The sequence below is a fragment of the Streptomyces sp. NPDC014676 genome (genome assembly GCF_043084105.1).
Classification (GTDB): domain Bacteria; phylum Actinomycetota; class Actinomycetes; order Streptomycetales; family Streptomycetaceae; genus Streptomyces.
The window spans coordinates 874,425-888,848 of record NZ_JBIBZI010000003.1 but is presented as its reverse complement, the minus strand read 5'-3'; the positions used below and the strand labels follow the sequence as shown (position 1 = coordinate 888,848).

Sequence of the window (14,424 nt, the reverse complement as noted above, 5' to 3'; positions counted from 1 at the left end):
CGCCGGCGTGGGCGAGACTTGGTCCGTGGCACCCACTGACGAAACCGGGCAGGCGGCCCGGCACCCCACCACGCCCGGCGCGCCGCCGCCCGCCGGGCCCCCGACTGCCCCCATATCCGGGCCGGGCGCCCGCATGCCGCGCTGGCTGCCGCGCGCCATGGTGCTCGCCCTCGCGCTGTACGCGGTGTTCCAGCTGGGCAGCTGGGCCTTCCACCAGCTCATCGGCCTGCTGATCAACGTTCTCATCGCGTTCTTCCTGGCGCTCGCCGTCGAGCCCGCGGTGAGCTGGATGGCCGCGCGCGGGGTACGCAGGGGCCTGGGCACCTTCCTCGTCTTCCTGGGCGTGCTGATCGCGGCGGCGGGCTTCGTCACGCTGCTCGGGTCCATGCTGGCGGGACAGATCGTCAAGATCGTCGAGGACTTCCCGGACTACCTCGACTCGGTGATCAACTGGGTCAACACGCACTTCCACACCGAGCTGCGGCGCGTGGACATCCAGGAGGGCCTGCTGCGCTCCGACTGGCTGCGCAACTACGTCCAGAACAGCGCCACCGGTGTCCTGGACGTCTCCGCGCAGGTCCTCGGCGGTCTCTTCCAGCTGCTGACCGTCGGTCTGTTCTCGTTCTACTTCGCCGCCGACGGGCCTCGGCTGCGGCGCACCGTCTGCTCCCTGCTGCCGCCCGCCCGGCAGGCCGAGGTGCTGCGCGCGTGGGAGATCGCGGTGAACAAGACGGGCGGCTACCTCTACTCGCGCGGACTGATGGCACTGGTCTCCGGCCTGGCGCACTACGTCCTGCTGGAGTTCCTCGAGGTGCCCTACGCGCCCGTCCTCGCCGTGTGGGTGGGTCTGGTGTCGCAGTTCATCCCCACCATCGGCACCTATCTCGCGGGCGCCCTGCCCATGCTGATCGCCTTCACGGTCGATCCCTGGTACGCCCTGTGGGTGCTGATCTTCGTGGTGGTCTACCAGCAGTTCGAGAACTACGTGCTGCAGCCCAAGCTGACCTCCAAGACCGTCGACATCCACCCGGCGGTCGCCTTCGGCTCGGTCGTCGCGGGCACCGCCCTGCTCGGTGCCGTGGGCGCGCTGATCGCCATCCCCGCCGTCGCCACCCTCCAGGCGTTCCTGGGTGCGTACGTGCGGCGGTACGACGTCACGGACGACCCCCGTGTACTCGGGCACCGAGGCCCCGGCGACGGGCCGGGCATCCTCATGCGCGTCCGTCATCGATGGGCCCGCCGGCCGGGCGCGGGGCGGTCACGCGGCGGAGACACCGGGGCCTCCTGAGGGCGGCCGCACCACACGGAACACAGGACTGTGGTGCCGTGTGGTGCGCTTGACATGAAAATCGAACATCCATTCTCATGGAAGTGCCGATGAGGCTCAACGGCGGGCGTTATGTCCCAGTTAGGGAAGAAATGTACCCGCGTTATCCACAGGCCGGAGGTGCGTCGGGGCGCGTTGTCAGTGGCAGGCGTTAGCGTCTTTGACGTGAAGCGATCGAATCAAGCAAATCGGGTGGAACCCATGGCAGGAACCGACCGCGAGAAGGCGCTCGACGCCGCGCTCGCACAGATTGAACGGCAATTCGGCAAGGGCGCGGTCATGCGCATGGGCGACCGGACGAACGAGCCCATCGAGGTCATCCCGACGGGATCGACCGCGCTCGACGTGGCCCTCGGCGTCGGCGGCCTGCCGCGCGGCCGTGTGGTGGAGATCTACGGACCGGAGTCCTCCGGCAAGACGACCCTGACCCTGCACGCGGTGGCGAACGCGCAGAGGGCCGGCGGCCAGGTCGCCTTCGTGGACGCGGAGCACGCCCTCGACCCCGAGTACGCGAAGAAGCTCGGCGTCGACATCGACAACCTGATCCTGTCCCAGCCGGACAACGGCGAGCAGGCCCTGGAGATCGTGGACATGCTGGTCCGCTCCGGCGCCCTCGACCTCATCGTCATCGACTCCGTCGCCGCGCTCGTCCCGCGCGCGGAGATCGAGGGCGAGATGGGCGACAGCCACGTGGGTCTGCAGGCCCGCCTGATGAGCCAGGCCCTGCGGAAGATCACCAGCGCCCTCAACCAGTCCAAGACCACCGCGATCTTCATCAACCAGCTCCGCGAGAAGATCGGCGTGATGTTCGGCTCCCCGGAGACCACGACCGGTGGCCGCGCGCTGAAGTTCTACGCCTCGGTGCGCATCGACATCCGTCGCATCGAGACCCTGAAGGACGGCACCGAGGCGGTCGGCAACCGCACCCGCTGCAAGGTCGTCAAGAACAAGGTGGCGCCGCCCTTCAAGCAGGCCGAGTTCGACATCCTCTACGGCCAGGGCATCAGCCGCGAGGGCGGCCTGATCGACATGGGCGTGGAGCACGGCTTCGTCCGCAAGGCCGGCGCCTGGTACACGTACGAGGGCGACCAGCTCGGCCAGGGCAAGGAGAACGCCCGCAACTTCCTGAAGGACAACCCCGACCTCGCCAACGAGATCGAGAAGAAGATCCTGACGAAGCTGGGCGTCGGCGTACGGCCCGAGGAGCCCGCCGCCGAGCCGGGCGCGGACGCCACGAGCACCGCCGCGGCCGAGCCGGCCGTGGTGCCGGCCCCGGCGGCCAAGGCCACCAAGTCCAAGGCCGCGGCGGCCAAGAGCTGACCCGTGACGCGACGAACCGACTGGGCCGAGTACGAGTTCGCCGCCTCCGGCGCCCCGCGGGGGAGGGGCACCGAGGGCGGCGACGGCTCAGCCGTGGACGGTGACGCGGTGTACGACGGCATCGCCGACGGGGGCGGCCCCCGCGACGGTGGCGGTGCACGGGCGGGCGGCCCGCGTGACGGCGGGCCGCGCGGCGGACGCGGGCGCAGACGCCGGACCTTCGGCGAGGCGGTCGCGGAGGACGGGGACGCCTCCTCCTCGTCGAGGGCCGAGCGGGAGGAGCCTCCGGCGGACCCGGTCGAGCGGGCGCGGGCGATCTGCCTGCGCCTGCTCACCGGGACCCCGCGCACCCGGAAGCAGCTCGCCGACGCCCTGCGCAAGCGGGAGATCCCGGACGAGGCCGCCGAGGAGGTGCTGTCCCGGTTCGAGGAGGTCGGACTGATCAACGACAGCGCCTTCGCGGACGCCTGGGTGGACTCCCGGCACCACGGCCGGGGACTCGCCCGGCGCGCGCTCGCCCGGGAGCTGCGCACCAAGGGGGTCGATCCCACGCTGATCGACGCGGCCGTCTCCCGGCTCGACTCCGAGCAGGAGGAGGAGACCGCCCGGGAGCTGGTCGCCCGCAAGCTGCGCGCCACCCGCGGACTCGACCGCGACAAGCGGCTCCGCCGCCTCGCGGGCATGCTCGCCCGCAAGGGCTACTCCGAGGGCCTCGCCCTGCGCGTCGTCCGGCAGGCGCTGGAGGAGGAGGGCGAGGACACGGAGTTCCCCGGCGACGAAGGGTTCTGAGTCGGCGCGGGGGAACGGGGCCCGCCCCGGCTGCTCCCGGTGCCATGCCCTACGCGGGCCTCGGTGCCACCGGCGGCCCCGGTCTTCCGTCGTCCCGGATCCGTGGCCCGGCGGAGAGCCCGGCACCCGGCCGCTGCCCGCGCGACGCCTGTGCGGGCGTGGGTGCCACCGGTGGTCCAGTGTTCCGCCAGGCCCGGAAACCGCCCAGCGGACATGTGGCCCGTCGGCATCACAGTGGCGACACCGCACCCGGCCGCCGCGCCGGCGCGGCACCTTGCGCGAAACGGGCCCTCTGGGCAGCCAAGCCCGGAAGCCGCCGATGAGGGCGGTGGCTTCCGCCCGTCTCGGCGGCGGCACCGTACCGGTCGCCGTCCGCGCGACGCCTACGCGGGCGCAGGCACCACCGGCAGGCCTGCCTCCCGCCAGGCCTGGAAGCCGCCCACCAGATCCGTGGCCCGGTGCAGACCCAGGCGGTGGAGGGACTCCGCCGCGAGGCTGGAGGCGTAGCCCTCGTTGCAGATCACCACGATCCGCAGGTCGTGGCTCGTGGCCTCCGGGAGGCGGTGGCTGCCCCGCGGGTCCAGGCGCCACTCCAGTTCGTTGCGTTCGACGACGAGGGCTTCGGGAATGAGCCCGTCCCGGTCCCGCAGCGCGGCGTAGCGGATGTCCACCAGCAGTGCCTCACCGGCCCGTGCGGCCTCGTACGCGTCCCGGGGGCCGACGCGTTCGTAACCGGCACGCACCCGCTCCAGCAACTCGTCGATGCCAACGCTCACTGCCAGTCCTCCGGGCGTTCGACCTGCTCCAGGCGGAGAACAAGGCCGCTGCGGCTGTAGCGGCGGATCCGTGGCAACGGCGGGTAGTAGGCGTGCACGGAGACCGCGTGCCGGTCCGGGGACTCGTTGAGGACCTCGTGGACGTGATGCCGGCCGAAGGCGCGCCCCTGCCCGGTCCCCAGCCGTCGTTCCCGGTCCACGCCGTCCGTGAGTTCCAGGGTCTTCCAGCCGTCGGTGGGCAGCCGCGCGGCGAGCGAGTTCTCCTTCAGCTCGCCCGACGCGGTCATGAAGGCACCGACGGAGTCGGCGTGGTCGTGCCAGCCGGTACCGGTGCCGGGCGGCCAGCCGATCAGCCAGGCCTCGCTGCCACCGGGCCCGTCGAGCCGCACCCAGGTGCGCCCCTCGGGATCGAGCGGAAGGGCGGCGATCAGTTCGGCGTCGGCGACGGTACGCCGTACGAAGTCGAGGAGGTCCGCCTGCGTGGGTGCGGAGACGGGAGCCGGAACAGGGGAGGAGACAGACATGTGCACCGTCCTGGAGAAGGTTCGCGGAGGCGCGCGACCACTCGGACGAGATGGAGAGCGGCGCGCGGGGAAGGGTGAGAGACGCGAATCAGCAGGACGGGCGACACACGCAGCCCGCATAGCGGACGAGGTCCATATGGACCCTCCGCCACAGGTGCACGCAGGTGTCGGTCACGAGCGGAGTACACCACGGGGCCGCGCGCCGGTTCAACTCGTCGTCACCCTGTGGACCGTGGGGTGACGACGATTCGACCGGACGGCCGCTCAGCGCGACCCGGCCCCCGCGTCGGCCCTGGCCTCCGCCTCCGTGGTGGCGGGCCCGCCGACCGCCGCTTCCGCCGCCGCGTACAGATCCGCCGGGCGGACCCCGCTCAGCGCCGTCACCAGGTGACCGTCGGGGCGTACCAGGAGCACGGTGTGGGCCGCCGCCCCCGGATAGCTCTCGGCGACCAGCAGTTCGGCCCGGTGCGGCAGCGTCGAGACGGCCGCCGCCAGCCGGGGCATGATCCCGGCGGACACCCAGTGCCGCCGCTCCCACACGCCAGTACCGGGCGCGATCAGCACCACCAGCAGCGCACCCCGGCCGAACCGGTCCCGCAGCCGGACGAAGGTGCCGTCCTCCGCCGTGACCCGTACGTCCGTCACCGCGGAACCGGGAGCCGTTCCGATGGGAACCTCCCCTTCGAGGCGGCCGGGAGCGAGCGGGGAGCCGGCGTACGTCCCCGGCGCGCCCAGCGGGCCCCGCCCCAGGTGGCCGTCCATCAGCAGTGTGTCGTGTCCCCGCGCGGACCCGGGAACGTAGGAGCGCAGTCCGCCGCCGCGCACCAGCGGCAGCGCCTGGTCGGCGGCGCGCAGCCGGGCGGCGACGATCGCCCGGCGCTCGGTCTGGTAGCTGTCGAGCAGCGCCTCGTGCGGGCCGTGGTGCCAGGCCAGCGCCAGCTTCCAGGCGAGGTTGTCGGCGTCGCGGAGCCCCTCCTCCAGCCCGTGCGTGCCCAGCGAGCCGAGCAGATGGGCCGCGTCCCCGGCGACGAACACCCGGTCGGCCCGCCAGCGCCGGGCCAGCCGGTGGTGGACGGTGTGCACCCCGGTGTCCAGCAGTTCGTACGGCGGGGTCGGACCGCCGGTCCAGCCGGCCAGGGTCTCCCGGACGCGGCCCAGCAGCAGCTCGGGCGTGACCAGGTCCTTGCCCGGAGGCAGCAGCCAGTCCAGGCGCCACACCCCGTCCGGCAGCGGGCGCGCGGTGATCTCCCCGGCCGAGGGACCGGACGTGCGCCACGGCGGCGTGCGGTGCAGCAGCGCCTCGTCGTACCAGGGAAGCTCGGTGCGCAGGGCGGCCACGGCGTGACGTTCCACCGCGGTGCGGCCGGGGAAGCGGATGTCCTGGAGTTTGCGCACGGTCGAGCGCGGGCCGTCGCAGCCGACCAGGTAACTGCCGCGCCACCAGGTGCCGGTGTCGCCGCGGGTATGGGCGGTGACGCCCGAGGGGTCCTGCTCCATGGCGTCCAGCCTGCTGTTCACGGCGATCCTGACGAGCCGTTCGCCGGCGAGGGCCGCGCGCAGCGCATCCGTCAGGACGTGCTGGGCGATGTGCAGGGGTGCGGGCTCGGTGTCGCCGAAGGCGACCTCGGCCGTCACCTGCTTGCGCCGCATCGACCGCCATCCGGCCCAACGGACACCGGCGTGCGCGAGCGGCACGCCGGTCAGCCGCTCCATGAGCGCGGCGGTCTCCTCGCGCAGGACGACGGTGCGCGCTGGGCGGGGTTCGTCCTTGCCCGGTCCTTCGTCGAGGACCACGCACGGCACGTCCTGGCGTGCCAGCGCCAGCGCGAGCGTGAGCCCGACGGGCCCCGCTCCGACGATGATCACCGGGTCCACGGCGCGGCGCCCCCTGCTCGAAGTGACGCCCGAAGAGGCGTGGAGGAACAGGAAGATGGAGCAGGGTGCACGATCACAGAACGTATGCAACCTATTGCCGGTGCTTGCGTCAAGTGACCGAAGGACAGTGGCGATCATGAAATGGGGAGGGGCCGGTCACACCACTTGACTGTTCATCACACGAGTCCGGGATGTACGGCTCCTCCGTACCGCCGACGACATCCGGCAACTCGACATGACTGTGGCCCGCCGGGATGCGGCGGGCCACAGTCATGTCGTGCGTCAGGCGTGCGTCACTTCTCCGCACCGGTCCCGTGGATGCCTCCGACCTCGGCCGCGTTGAGGTCGTCGACATCCTCCGGGCCGAGCACCGCGCCGGTGCTGCGCTTGCTGCGGCGCAGGCGCTTTTCGAGCCAGGAGGCGAAGGAGGTGAGGATGAAGTTGAGGACGATGAAGATGACCGCCACCACGATGAAGCTGGGGATGACGTTGGCGTAGTTGGCCGCCAGCGTGGCGCGCGAGTTCAGCAGCTCGGTGAAGCCGAGCATCACGCCGCCCAGCGCGGTGTCCTTCACGATGACGACCAGCTGGCTGACGATCGCCGGGAGCATCACCGTGACCGCCTGCGGCAGCAGGATGCTGCTCATCGTCTGGCTCTTGCGCAGGCCGATCGCCTGGGCGGCCTCCGTCTGCCCCTTGGGCAGGGCGAGGATGCCGGCCCGGACCACCTCGGCGAGGACCGAGGCGTTGTAGAGCACCAGACCGGTGACGACCGCGTACAGGGGCCGGTCCTCGCTGGTGACGTCCGTGGAACGGGCGAAGAACTCGTTGGCGAACAGCATCAGCAGCAGCACCGGGATGGCGCGGAAGAACTCCACCACCGCGCCGGCCGGGATGCGCACCCAGCGGTGATCGGACATGCGTGCGATGCCGAGGACCGCGCCCAGTGGGAGGGCGATGACCATGGCCAGCGCCGCGGCCTTCAGCGTGTCGGCGAGGCCGGGCAGCAGATAGGTCGTCCACGCCTCGGACTGCGTGAACGGCTTCCACAAGGACCACTCCAGCTGGCCCTTGTCGTCCAGCACCTGCCAGACCCACCACAGCAGCAGGGCGAGCAGGACGAAGAAGACGACCGAGAAGACCAGGTTGCGCCGCTTGGCCTTCGGGCCGGGGGCGTCGTAGAGAACAGAAGTCATCGCTTCACCGCCAGGCGCTTGCTCAGCCAGTTGAGGAACAGGCCGGTGGGCAGGGTCAGTACCACGAACCCGAAGGCGAAGACCGCGCCGATGAGCAGCGTCTGTGCCTCGTTCTCGATCATTTCCTTCATCAGGAGCGCGGCCTCCGCCACACCGATGGTGGCCGCCACGGTGGTGTTCTTGGTCAGCGCGATCAGCACGTTGGCCAGGGGGCCGATGACCGAGCGGAATGCCTGCGGCAGCACGACGAGCGACAGCACCTGGCTGAAGCTCAGTCCGAGGGCCCGTGCCGCCTCGGCCTGCCCGACGGGCACCGTGTTGATGCCGGAGCGGATCGCCTCGCACACAAAGGCCGCGGTGTAGGCGACGAGGCCGAGCACGGCCAGTCGGAAGTACTTGAGCTCGAAGTCGTCCGGCGCGCCCATCGCCAGGCCGAAGATGTCGGCGAGGCCGAGTGACGTGAAGACGATGATGACGGTCAGGGGAATGTTCCGGACGATGTTCACGTAGGCGGTGCCGAAGCCACGCATCAGCGGTACCGGGCTGACCCGCATGGCCGCCAGCAGAGTGCCCCAGATCAGGGATCCGATGGCCGAGAAGACGGTGAGCTGCACCGTGACCCAGAAAGCGCCCAGCAGGGACGGGTCGTCATAGTCAGAAATAAAGTCGAACACGATCTCCCGCGCTTCCGGGTGTGTGGTCTACGGGGCGGACGCGGCGCGCCGCCGTCCTGATCGCGACGGACGGCGGCACGCCTTCTGGACCCGCGTTGCGGTCCTGGGCTTACTTGACGATGTTGCCGATCTGCGGAGCCGGCTCGTTCTTGTACTCGGCCGGGCCGAAGTTCTCCTCGACCGCCTTGTCCCAGGACTTGTCGCTGACCATCTTCTCCAGGGCGTCGTTGATCTTGTTCACGGTCTCGGTGTCGCCCTTCTTGACACCGATGCCGTAGTTCTCGTTGCTCAGCTTGAGGCCGGCGAGCTCGAACTTGCCCTTGTACTGGTCCTGCGCGGCGTAGCCGGCGAGAATCGAGTCGTCAGTCGTCAGCGCGTCCACAGCTCCACTCTGCAGGGCGGAGAGGCACTCCGAGTAGCCGCCGCGCTCAGTCAGCTGCGCATCCGGCGCGAAGTCCTTCTTGACGTTCTGCGCCGACGTCGAGCCGGTAACCGAGCACAGCTTCTTGTCGTTCAGGTCGGTGGCCTCGGAGATGTCCGAGCCCTTCTTCACCAGCAGGTCCTGGTGGGCCAGCAGGTACGGGCCGGCGAAGTCGACCTTCTCCTTGCGCTCGTCGGTGATGGAGTAGGTCGCCGCGATGAACTTCACGTCCCCGCGCGAGAGCGCGTTCTCGCGGTCGGCGCTCTTGGTCTCGACCCACTCGATCTGGTCGGGCTCGTAGCCGAGCTCCTTGGCGACGTAGGTCGCCACGTCCACGTCGAAGCCCTCGTAGCCCTGCGGCGTCTTCAGGCCCAGACCGGGCTGGTCGTACTTGATACCGATCTTGATCTTGTCGCCGCCGCCCCCGGAGGAACCGTTGTCGCCGCTGTCGTCGCCGCCACAGGCGGTGGCGGTCAGGGCGAGAGCGAACACGACGGCCGAGGCGGCGGTGACCTTGCGGAGCTTCATGGTGCACATCCTTTGACTCTGATGAAGTGATGCGGCCCGGGCGGTGTCCGGTGACGCGGGTCGGCGGGGCGCGGGGTGCGCCTCAGTGGTGAAGGATCTTCGACAGGAAGTCCTTGGCGCGGTCACTGCGCGGATTGCTGAAGAACTGGTCCGGCGAGGCCTGTTCGACGATGCGACCGTCCGCCATGAACACCACGCGATTCGCCGCCGAGCGGGCGAATCCCATCTCGTGCGTGACGACGATCATGGTCATGCCCTCGCGGGCGAGCTGCTGCATGACCTCCAGCACCTCGTTGATCATCTCCGGGTCGAGCGCCGACGTCGGCTCGTCGAAGAGCATGACCTTGGGCTCCATCGCCAGGGCCCGCGCGATGGCGACACGCTGCTGCTGGCCACCGGAGAGCTGCGCGGGGTACTTCTCGGCCTGCGCGCCCACGCCGACCCGGTCGAGCAGGGCACGGGCCCGCTCCTCGGCCGCCTTCTTGTCCTTCTTGCGGACTTTGACCTGGCCCAGCATCACGTTCTCGAGCACGGTCTTGTGCGCGAAGAGGTTGAAGGACTGGAAGACCATGCCCACGTCGGCCCGCAGCCGGGCGAGCTCCTTGCCCTCGTGGGGCAGGGGCTTGCCGTCGATCGAGATCGACCCGGAGTCGATCGTCTCCAGACGGTTGATGGTGCGGCACAGGGTGGACTTCCCGGACCCGGAGGGTCCGATGACCACGACGACTTCGCCACGGGCGATCGTCAGGTCGATGTCCTGGAGTACGTGCAACGCGCCGAAGTGCTTGTTGACGCTCTTCAGGACGACCAGATCGCCGGTCGCGGCCACATCTTCCTTGGCCACCGATACTTCGGTCATCGCTCTCAGGCTCCGTCCTCCTCGGTTTCGGAGGACAGTAGTAACCCGTTAGACCTGCGTCATCACATCTGAGGGGAATCTGAGCATCACGATCCGATAGCAATCGGACACCTGTCGTAGCACTTGTGAGCAGGGGTGATTTCGGCCGGGTAACGGTACGGAAGAGCAACCGGAACCCTCTTGACGCCGTCCTCGTTCATCGGCGTCACTGCAAGGTGCACGCGCCCGCGTGCGCGTTTTTGTACACATGAAGAGCGTACGGCCGATGAACCAAAGGGGGCCCTGGTGAGACTGCTTCTCGTCGAGGACGACAACCACGTCGCCGCCGCCCTGTCGGCGGTGCTGGCGCGGCACGGGTTCGACGTCACCCATGCGCGCAGCGGCGAGGAGGCGCTCCAGGCGCTCGTCCCCGAGGGGGAGGGCTTCGGCGTCGTCCTGCTCGACCTGGGGCTGCCCGACCAGGACGGCTACGAGGTCTGCGGCAAGATCCGCAAGCGCACCGGCACGCCGGTGATCATGGTCACCGCGCGGTCCGACGTGCGCTCCCGCATCCACGGCCTCAACCTCGGCGCCGACGACTACGTGGTCAAGCCGTACGACACGGGGGAGCTGCTCGCGCGGATCCACGCCGTCAGCCGGCGCACCGTCCACGAGGACGCCACGGGCGGCACGGAGACCGAGCTGCGGCTCGGCCCGGTCCGCATCGAGCTGCCGACCCGCCAGGTCACCGTCAACGGCTCGGCCGTCCAGCTCACCCGCAAGGAGTTCGATCTGCTCGCCCTGCTCGCCCAGCGGCCGGGGGTCGTCTTCCGCCGGGAACAGATCATCAGCGAGGTGTGGCGCACGAGCTGGGAGGGGACCGGGCGCACCCTGGAGGTGCACGTCGCCTCCCTGCGCGCCAAGCTCCGCATGCCCGCCCTCATCGAGACCGTGCGCGGCGTCGGCTACCGGCTCGTCGCGCCCACGGCGTAGCGGGGCCGGGTGCACACACGTCTGCTTCCGCTGCTCATCGTCCTGATGGCGGCCGTCCTGCTGGCCCTCGGCGTCCCGCTGGCCGTCAGCCTGGCCGGCGCGGAGCAGCAGAACGTCGTCGTCGACCGGATCGACGACACCGCGCGCTTCGCGGCCCTCGCCCAGTTCGTCACCGAGCCCACCGACCCGTCCGGCGTGGACATCAACGAGCGTCGCGAGACGCTCAGCAGCGAGCTGCACAGCTACCACAGGGTGTACGGCATCCGCGCGGGCGTCTTCTACCTCAACGACTCGCCCATGGCGCACGCGCCGGACGACTGGTTCCTGCCCAGCGAGGGCGAGGTGCGCGACGCCTTCGAGGAGGCGCTGCTCAGCCGCCGCAGCCACGACCCCGAGCAGGTGTGGCCCTGGCAGCGGCGCAGCCTGGTGGTGGCCTCACCGGTCATCCGGGACGGCGACGTCGTCGCGGTCGTGGTCACCGACTCGCCCACCGGGCCGATGCGCTCCCGCATCCTCCGGGGCTGGCTGGTCATCGCCGCGGGGGAGGCGGCCGCGATGCTGCTCGCGGTCGGCGCGGCGCTGCGGCTGACCGGCTGGGTGCTCAAGCCCGTACGGATCCTGGACGCCACCACCCACGACATCGCCACCGGACGGCTGAAGTCCCGGGTCGCGGCGGCCGGCGGACCGCCGGAACTCAGACGGCTCGCCCGGTCGTTCAACGAGATGGCGGACAACGTCGAGAGCGTGCTGGAGCAGCAGCGGGCCTTCGTCGCCGACGCCTCGCACCAGCTCCGCAACCCGCTCTCGGCGCTGCTGCTGCGCATCGAGCTGCTCGCCCTGGAGCTGCCCGAGGGCAACGAGGAGATCGCCTCCGTGCAGGCCGAGGGCAAGCGCCTGGCGCAGGTCCTGGACGACCTGCTCGACCTCGCGCTCGCCGAGCACAGCGAGGCCAGCCTCCAGATCACCGACATCGGCGCCCTGGCCGCCGAGCGCGTCGCGGCCTGGGCGCCCACCGCCGAGGCCAAGGGCGTCCGCCTGACCGGCACCTGCCCGGCGACCACCGCGTGGGCCGACCCGGTGGCGCTGTCCAGCGCCCTGGACGCGGTCATCGACAACGCGGTGAAGTTCACCCCGGAGGGTGAGACCGTCGAGGTCACCGTCGCCTCCAACGGTGACATGTCCACCGTCGTCGTCACCGACAACGGTCCGGGACTGACCGAGGAGGAGCTGACCCGCGTCGGCGACCGCTTCTGGCGCAGCGGGCGGCACCAGAACATCAAGGGCTCGGGCCTGGGCCTGTCCATCACGCGGGCGCTGCTCGCGGCGGGTGGCGGCTCGATCGCGTACGAGCGTCACGAGCCGCACGGACTGCGGGTGACCGTGACGGTGCCGAGGAACGCTCCCGCGGGTGAGGCGACGGCTCAGGGCTTGACGGACCGGTAGTACCGGCGGGCGCCCTCGTGCAGCCGGAGCGGGTCGGTGTAGATCGCGGTGCGTACGTCGACCAGCTGGGCGGAGTGGACGTGTGCCCCGATGTTGTCCCGGCTCTTGAGCACGATGCGGGTCAGCCACTCGGTGAGCCGGGGATCGGCGTCCGCCCGGGTGATCAGGAGGTTGGACACCGCCATCGTCGCGACGGGCGCGCCGGGCCGGCTGCCCGGGTAGGCGGACTCCGGCATGTTGGTGACGCGGTAGTAGCGCGTGGCGCCGCCCTGTTCGTGCAGCTTGGAGACGAGATCGGCGTCGATCGGCACGAACCGGAGCGCGGACTGCTCGGCGAGTGTCTTCAGGCCGTCCGTGGGCAGTCCGCCGGACCAGAAGAAGGCGTCCAGGCCGTGCCCGAGCCGCTCCGGGCCGTTGTCGATGCCGTCGGAGGAGGGCTCGATGTCCGTCTCCGGGTCGATGCCGGCCGCCCGGAGCACCCGGTTGGCGATGAGCCGGACGCCCGACTTGGGCGGCCCTATGGCGACCCGCTTGCCGCGCAGGTCGGCGACGGTCTTGATGCCCGAGTCGGGCGCGACGGCGAGCTGCACGTAGTCGTCGTACAGGCGCGCCACCCCGCGCAGCCGGTCGGCGCCCGGCCGGTCGCTGAGCCGGTACGTCTCCACCGCGTCGGCCGCGGCGATCGCGAAGTCGGCCTCCCCGGTCGCCACGCGGCGCACGTTCTCCTGCGACCCGGCACTCGTCTTCAGGCGTACGTCGAGGTCGGGCATGTGCTTGCCGAGTGAGCTGCGCAGGAGTACGCCGTACTTCTGGTAGACCCCCGCGCGGGTGCCCGTGCTCAGGGTGATCGTCCCGCCCGGGGGCTCCTCCTCCCAGGGCGCCAGCCACCACAGCAGCAGTCCGAGTACGACGAGACCGGCGGCGGTGCCCCGCAGGGCCCGTCGCCTGCCGATCCGGGACAGCGTGTGGGACATGCGCGCGATCCTGCCAGCCGGGGTGGCCGCTGACCAGGGCGGAGCTCACAGCGGGCCGGGGAGTGTCCGTGGTGGCCGCTACAGTCGCGGGCATGAGTTCCTCGCCCGCCGATCTGGTCCGTGAATTCCACCGTGCCTTCGGGCTGGACGCCCGCGACGTACCGTCCGAGGTCTCACCGGAGCTCGGTGCCCATCGTGGTGAGCTGCTCGCCGAGGAGGCGCGGGAGGTGGCGGAGGTGTCGGTGGCGGGGCCGCTGGACCGGCTGGCGCACGAGCTGGCCGATGTGGTGTACGTCGCGTACGGCACCGCGCTGGTGCACGGGATCGACCTCGACGCGGTGATCGCGGAGGTCCACCGTTCCAACATGAGCAAGCTGGGGCCCGACGGGCAGGTCAGTCGTCGTGCCGACGGCAAGGTGCTGAAGGGTGACCACTACGAGGCGCCGGATGTGGCGGGGGTGCTGCGGCGGCAGGGGTGGGTGCCGGGTGGGGCTGCTTGAGCGGCGCCCCGGGGTACGTCGTCCCGCGTGGCTGCTGGGCGGGGTACGTCGTCCGGCGTGGTCGCTGGGCGGGGGTGGGTCGCGCTGCCCGGCGCTTGCGGGGTGCCTCCCCCACTCTCGGCTCCGCTCGAGCGGGGGGACCCCCACCGCCCACCCGTGCCGCCCTGGGGGTACCTCCCAGGCCCTTGAGGCACTGGGGGAGGCATGACTGCCCGCAGTGGCGGCGGTGCGGGCGCCCGCAGTTGC

The 14,424-nt window shown here is 70.8% G+C and carries 15 protein-coding genes; 6 read left to right on the top strand and 9 right to left on the bottom strand.

Annotated elements, in window-relative coordinates:
* The first annotated feature begins 25 nt into the window (after positions 1–25).
* From ACF1DX_RS12550 to recX, 3 genes are all read left to right on the top strand, one after another.
* Positions 26–1,288, top strand: a complete 1,263-nt coding sequence (locus ACF1DX_RS12550) for an AI-2E family transporter (RefSeq protein ID WP_391791154.1) — start codon at positions 26–28, stop codon at positions 1,286–1,288.
* A gap of 240 nt (positions 1,289–1,528) precedes the next feature.
* Positions 1,529–2,647, top strand: coding sequence for a recombinase RecA (gene recA, locus ACF1DX_RS12545; protein ID WP_391791153.1), 1,119 nt, complete (start codon positions 1,529–1,531; stop codon positions 2,645–2,647).
* A 3-nt stretch (positions 2,648–2,650) separates the two neighbouring features.
* Positions 2,651–3,436: a recombination regulator RecX gene (recX, locus tag ACF1DX_RS12540; protein ID WP_391791152.1), complete on the top strand. Its 786-nt coding sequence runs from the start codon at positions 2,651–2,653 to the stop codon at positions 3,434–3,436.
* Positions 3,437–3,819: 383 nt separating this feature from the next.
* Here recX and ACF1DX_RS12535 read toward each other — a convergent pair whose 3' ends face one another.
* The 8 genes from ACF1DX_RS12535 to ACF1DX_RS12500 form a co-directional block, all read right to left on the bottom strand.
* On the bottom strand, positions 3,820–4,218 hold the full coding sequence (locus ACF1DX_RS12535; RefSeq protein WP_391791198.1) for a rhodanese-like domain-containing protein: 399 nt from the start codon (positions 4,216–4,218) through the stop codon (positions 3,820–3,822).
* The gene (locus ACF1DX_RS12530; RefSeq protein ID WP_391791151.1) at positions 4,209–4,736 is read right to left on the bottom strand and encodes a cysteine dioxygenase; all 528 of its coding nucleotides are present in this window, start codon (positions 4,734–4,736) and stop codon (positions 4,209–4,211) included. The genes ACF1DX_RS12535 and ACF1DX_RS12530 overlap by 10 nt, the downstream gene beginning before the upstream one ends.
* An 88-nt stretch (positions 4,737–4,824) precedes the next feature.
* Positions 4,825–4,896, bottom strand: a complete 72-nt coding sequence (locus ACF1DX_RS12525; RefSeq protein WP_311710492.1) for a putative leader peptide — start codon at positions 4,894–4,896, stop codon at positions 4,825–4,827.
* Between the two features lie 104 nt (positions 4,897–5,000).
* Positions 5,001–6,611: an FAD-dependent monooxygenase gene (locus ACF1DX_RS12520; protein WP_391791150.1), complete on the bottom strand. Its 1,611-nt coding sequence runs from the start codon at positions 6,609–6,611 to the stop codon at positions 5,001–5,003.
* A 293-nt stretch (positions 6,612–6,904) separates the two neighbouring features.
* A complete protein-coding gene (locus tag ACF1DX_RS12515) occupies positions 6,905–7,807 on the bottom strand; it encodes an amino acid ABC transporter permease (RefSeq protein ID WP_391791149.1) in 903 nt (300 codons plus the stop codon).
* Positions 7,804–8,481, bottom strand: a complete 678-nt coding sequence (locus tag ACF1DX_RS12510) for an amino acid ABC transporter permease (RefSeq protein WP_391791148.1) — start codon at positions 8,479–8,481, stop codon at positions 7,804–7,806. Before ACF1DX_RS12510 ends, ACF1DX_RS12515 begins: the two co-directional genes overlap by 4 nt.
* A gap of 109 nt (positions 8,482–8,590) precedes the next feature.
* Entirely contained in the window at positions 8,591–9,430 is an 840-nt protein-coding gene (locus ACF1DX_RS12505) for a glutamate ABC transporter substrate-binding protein (RefSeq protein WP_391791147.1), read from the bottom strand.
* An 82-nt stretch (positions 9,431–9,512) separates the two neighbouring features.
* Positions 9,513–10,289, bottom strand: a complete 777-nt coding sequence (locus tag ACF1DX_RS12500) for an amino acid ABC transporter ATP-binding protein (protein ID WP_391791146.1) — start codon at positions 10,287–10,289, stop codon at positions 9,513–9,515.
* Between the two features lie 285 nt (positions 10,290–10,574).
* Here ACF1DX_RS12500 and ACF1DX_RS12495 point away from each other — a divergent pair, with 285 nt between their 5' ends.
* Both ACF1DX_RS12495 and ACF1DX_RS12490 read left to right on the top strand, forming a co-directional pair.
* Positions 10,575–11,261, top strand: a complete 687-nt coding sequence (locus tag ACF1DX_RS12495) for a response regulator transcription factor (RefSeq protein ID WP_391791145.1) — start codon at positions 10,575–10,577, stop codon at positions 11,259–11,261.
* Between the two features lie 9 nt (positions 11,262–11,270).
* The gene (locus tag ACF1DX_RS12490; protein ID WP_391791144.1) at positions 11,271–12,704 is read left to right on the top strand and encodes a sensor histidine kinase; all 1,434 of its coding nucleotides are present in this window, start codon (positions 11,271–11,273) and stop codon (positions 12,702–12,704) included.
* Here ACF1DX_RS12490 and ACF1DX_RS12485 read toward each other — a convergent pair.
* Positions 12,683–13,678 carry a TAXI family TRAP transporter solute-binding subunit gene (locus ACF1DX_RS12485; RefSeq protein WP_391791143.1) on the bottom strand — a complete coding sequence of 332 codons (996 nt, stop codon included), beginning with the start codon at positions 13,676–13,678 and terminating at the stop codon, positions 12,683–12,685. The genes ACF1DX_RS12490 and ACF1DX_RS12485 overlap by 22 nt on opposite strands.
* A gap of 92 nt (positions 13,679–13,770) precedes the next feature.
* Here ACF1DX_RS12485 and ACF1DX_RS12480 point away from each other — a divergent pair, with 92 nt between their 5' ends.
* A complete protein-coding gene (locus ACF1DX_RS12480; protein WP_391791142.1) occupies positions 13,771–14,178 on the top strand; it encodes a MazG nucleotide pyrophosphohydrolase domain-containing protein in 408 nt (135 codons plus the stop codon).
* Positions 14,179–14,424: the final 246 nt, after the last annotated feature.

Excerpts from the sequence above, each read along its gene's own strand:
- recA (WP_391791153.1), top strand. The coding sequence starts at position 1,529 with ATGGCAGGAACCGACCGCGAGAAGGCGCTCGACGCCGCGCTCGCACAG.
- ACF1DX_RS12530 (WP_391791151.1), bottom strand. The coding sequence starts at position 4,736 with ATGTCTGTCTCCTCCCCTGTTCCGGCTCCCGTCTCCGCACCCACGCAG.
- ACF1DX_RS12515 (WP_391791149.1), bottom strand. The coding sequence starts at position 7,807 with ATGACTTCTGTTCTCTACGACGCCCCCGGCCCGAAGGCCAAGCGGCGC.
- ACF1DX_RS12505 (WP_391791147.1), bottom strand. The coding sequence starts at position 9,430 with ATGAAGCTCCGCAAGGTCACCGCCGCCTCGGCCGTCGTGTTCGCTCTC.
- ACF1DX_RS12500 (WP_391791146.1), bottom strand. The coding sequence starts at position 10,289 with ATGACCGAAGTATCGGTGGCCAAGGAAGATGTGGCCGCGACCGGCGAT.
- ACF1DX_RS12485 (WP_391791143.1), bottom strand. The coding sequence starts at position 13,678 with ATGTCCCACACGCTGTCCCGGATCGGCAGGCGACGGGCCCTGCGGGGC.
- ACF1DX_RS12480 (WP_391791142.1), top strand. The coding sequence starts at position 13,771 with ATGAGTTCCTCGCCCGCCGATCTGGTCCGTGAATTCCACCGTGCCTTC.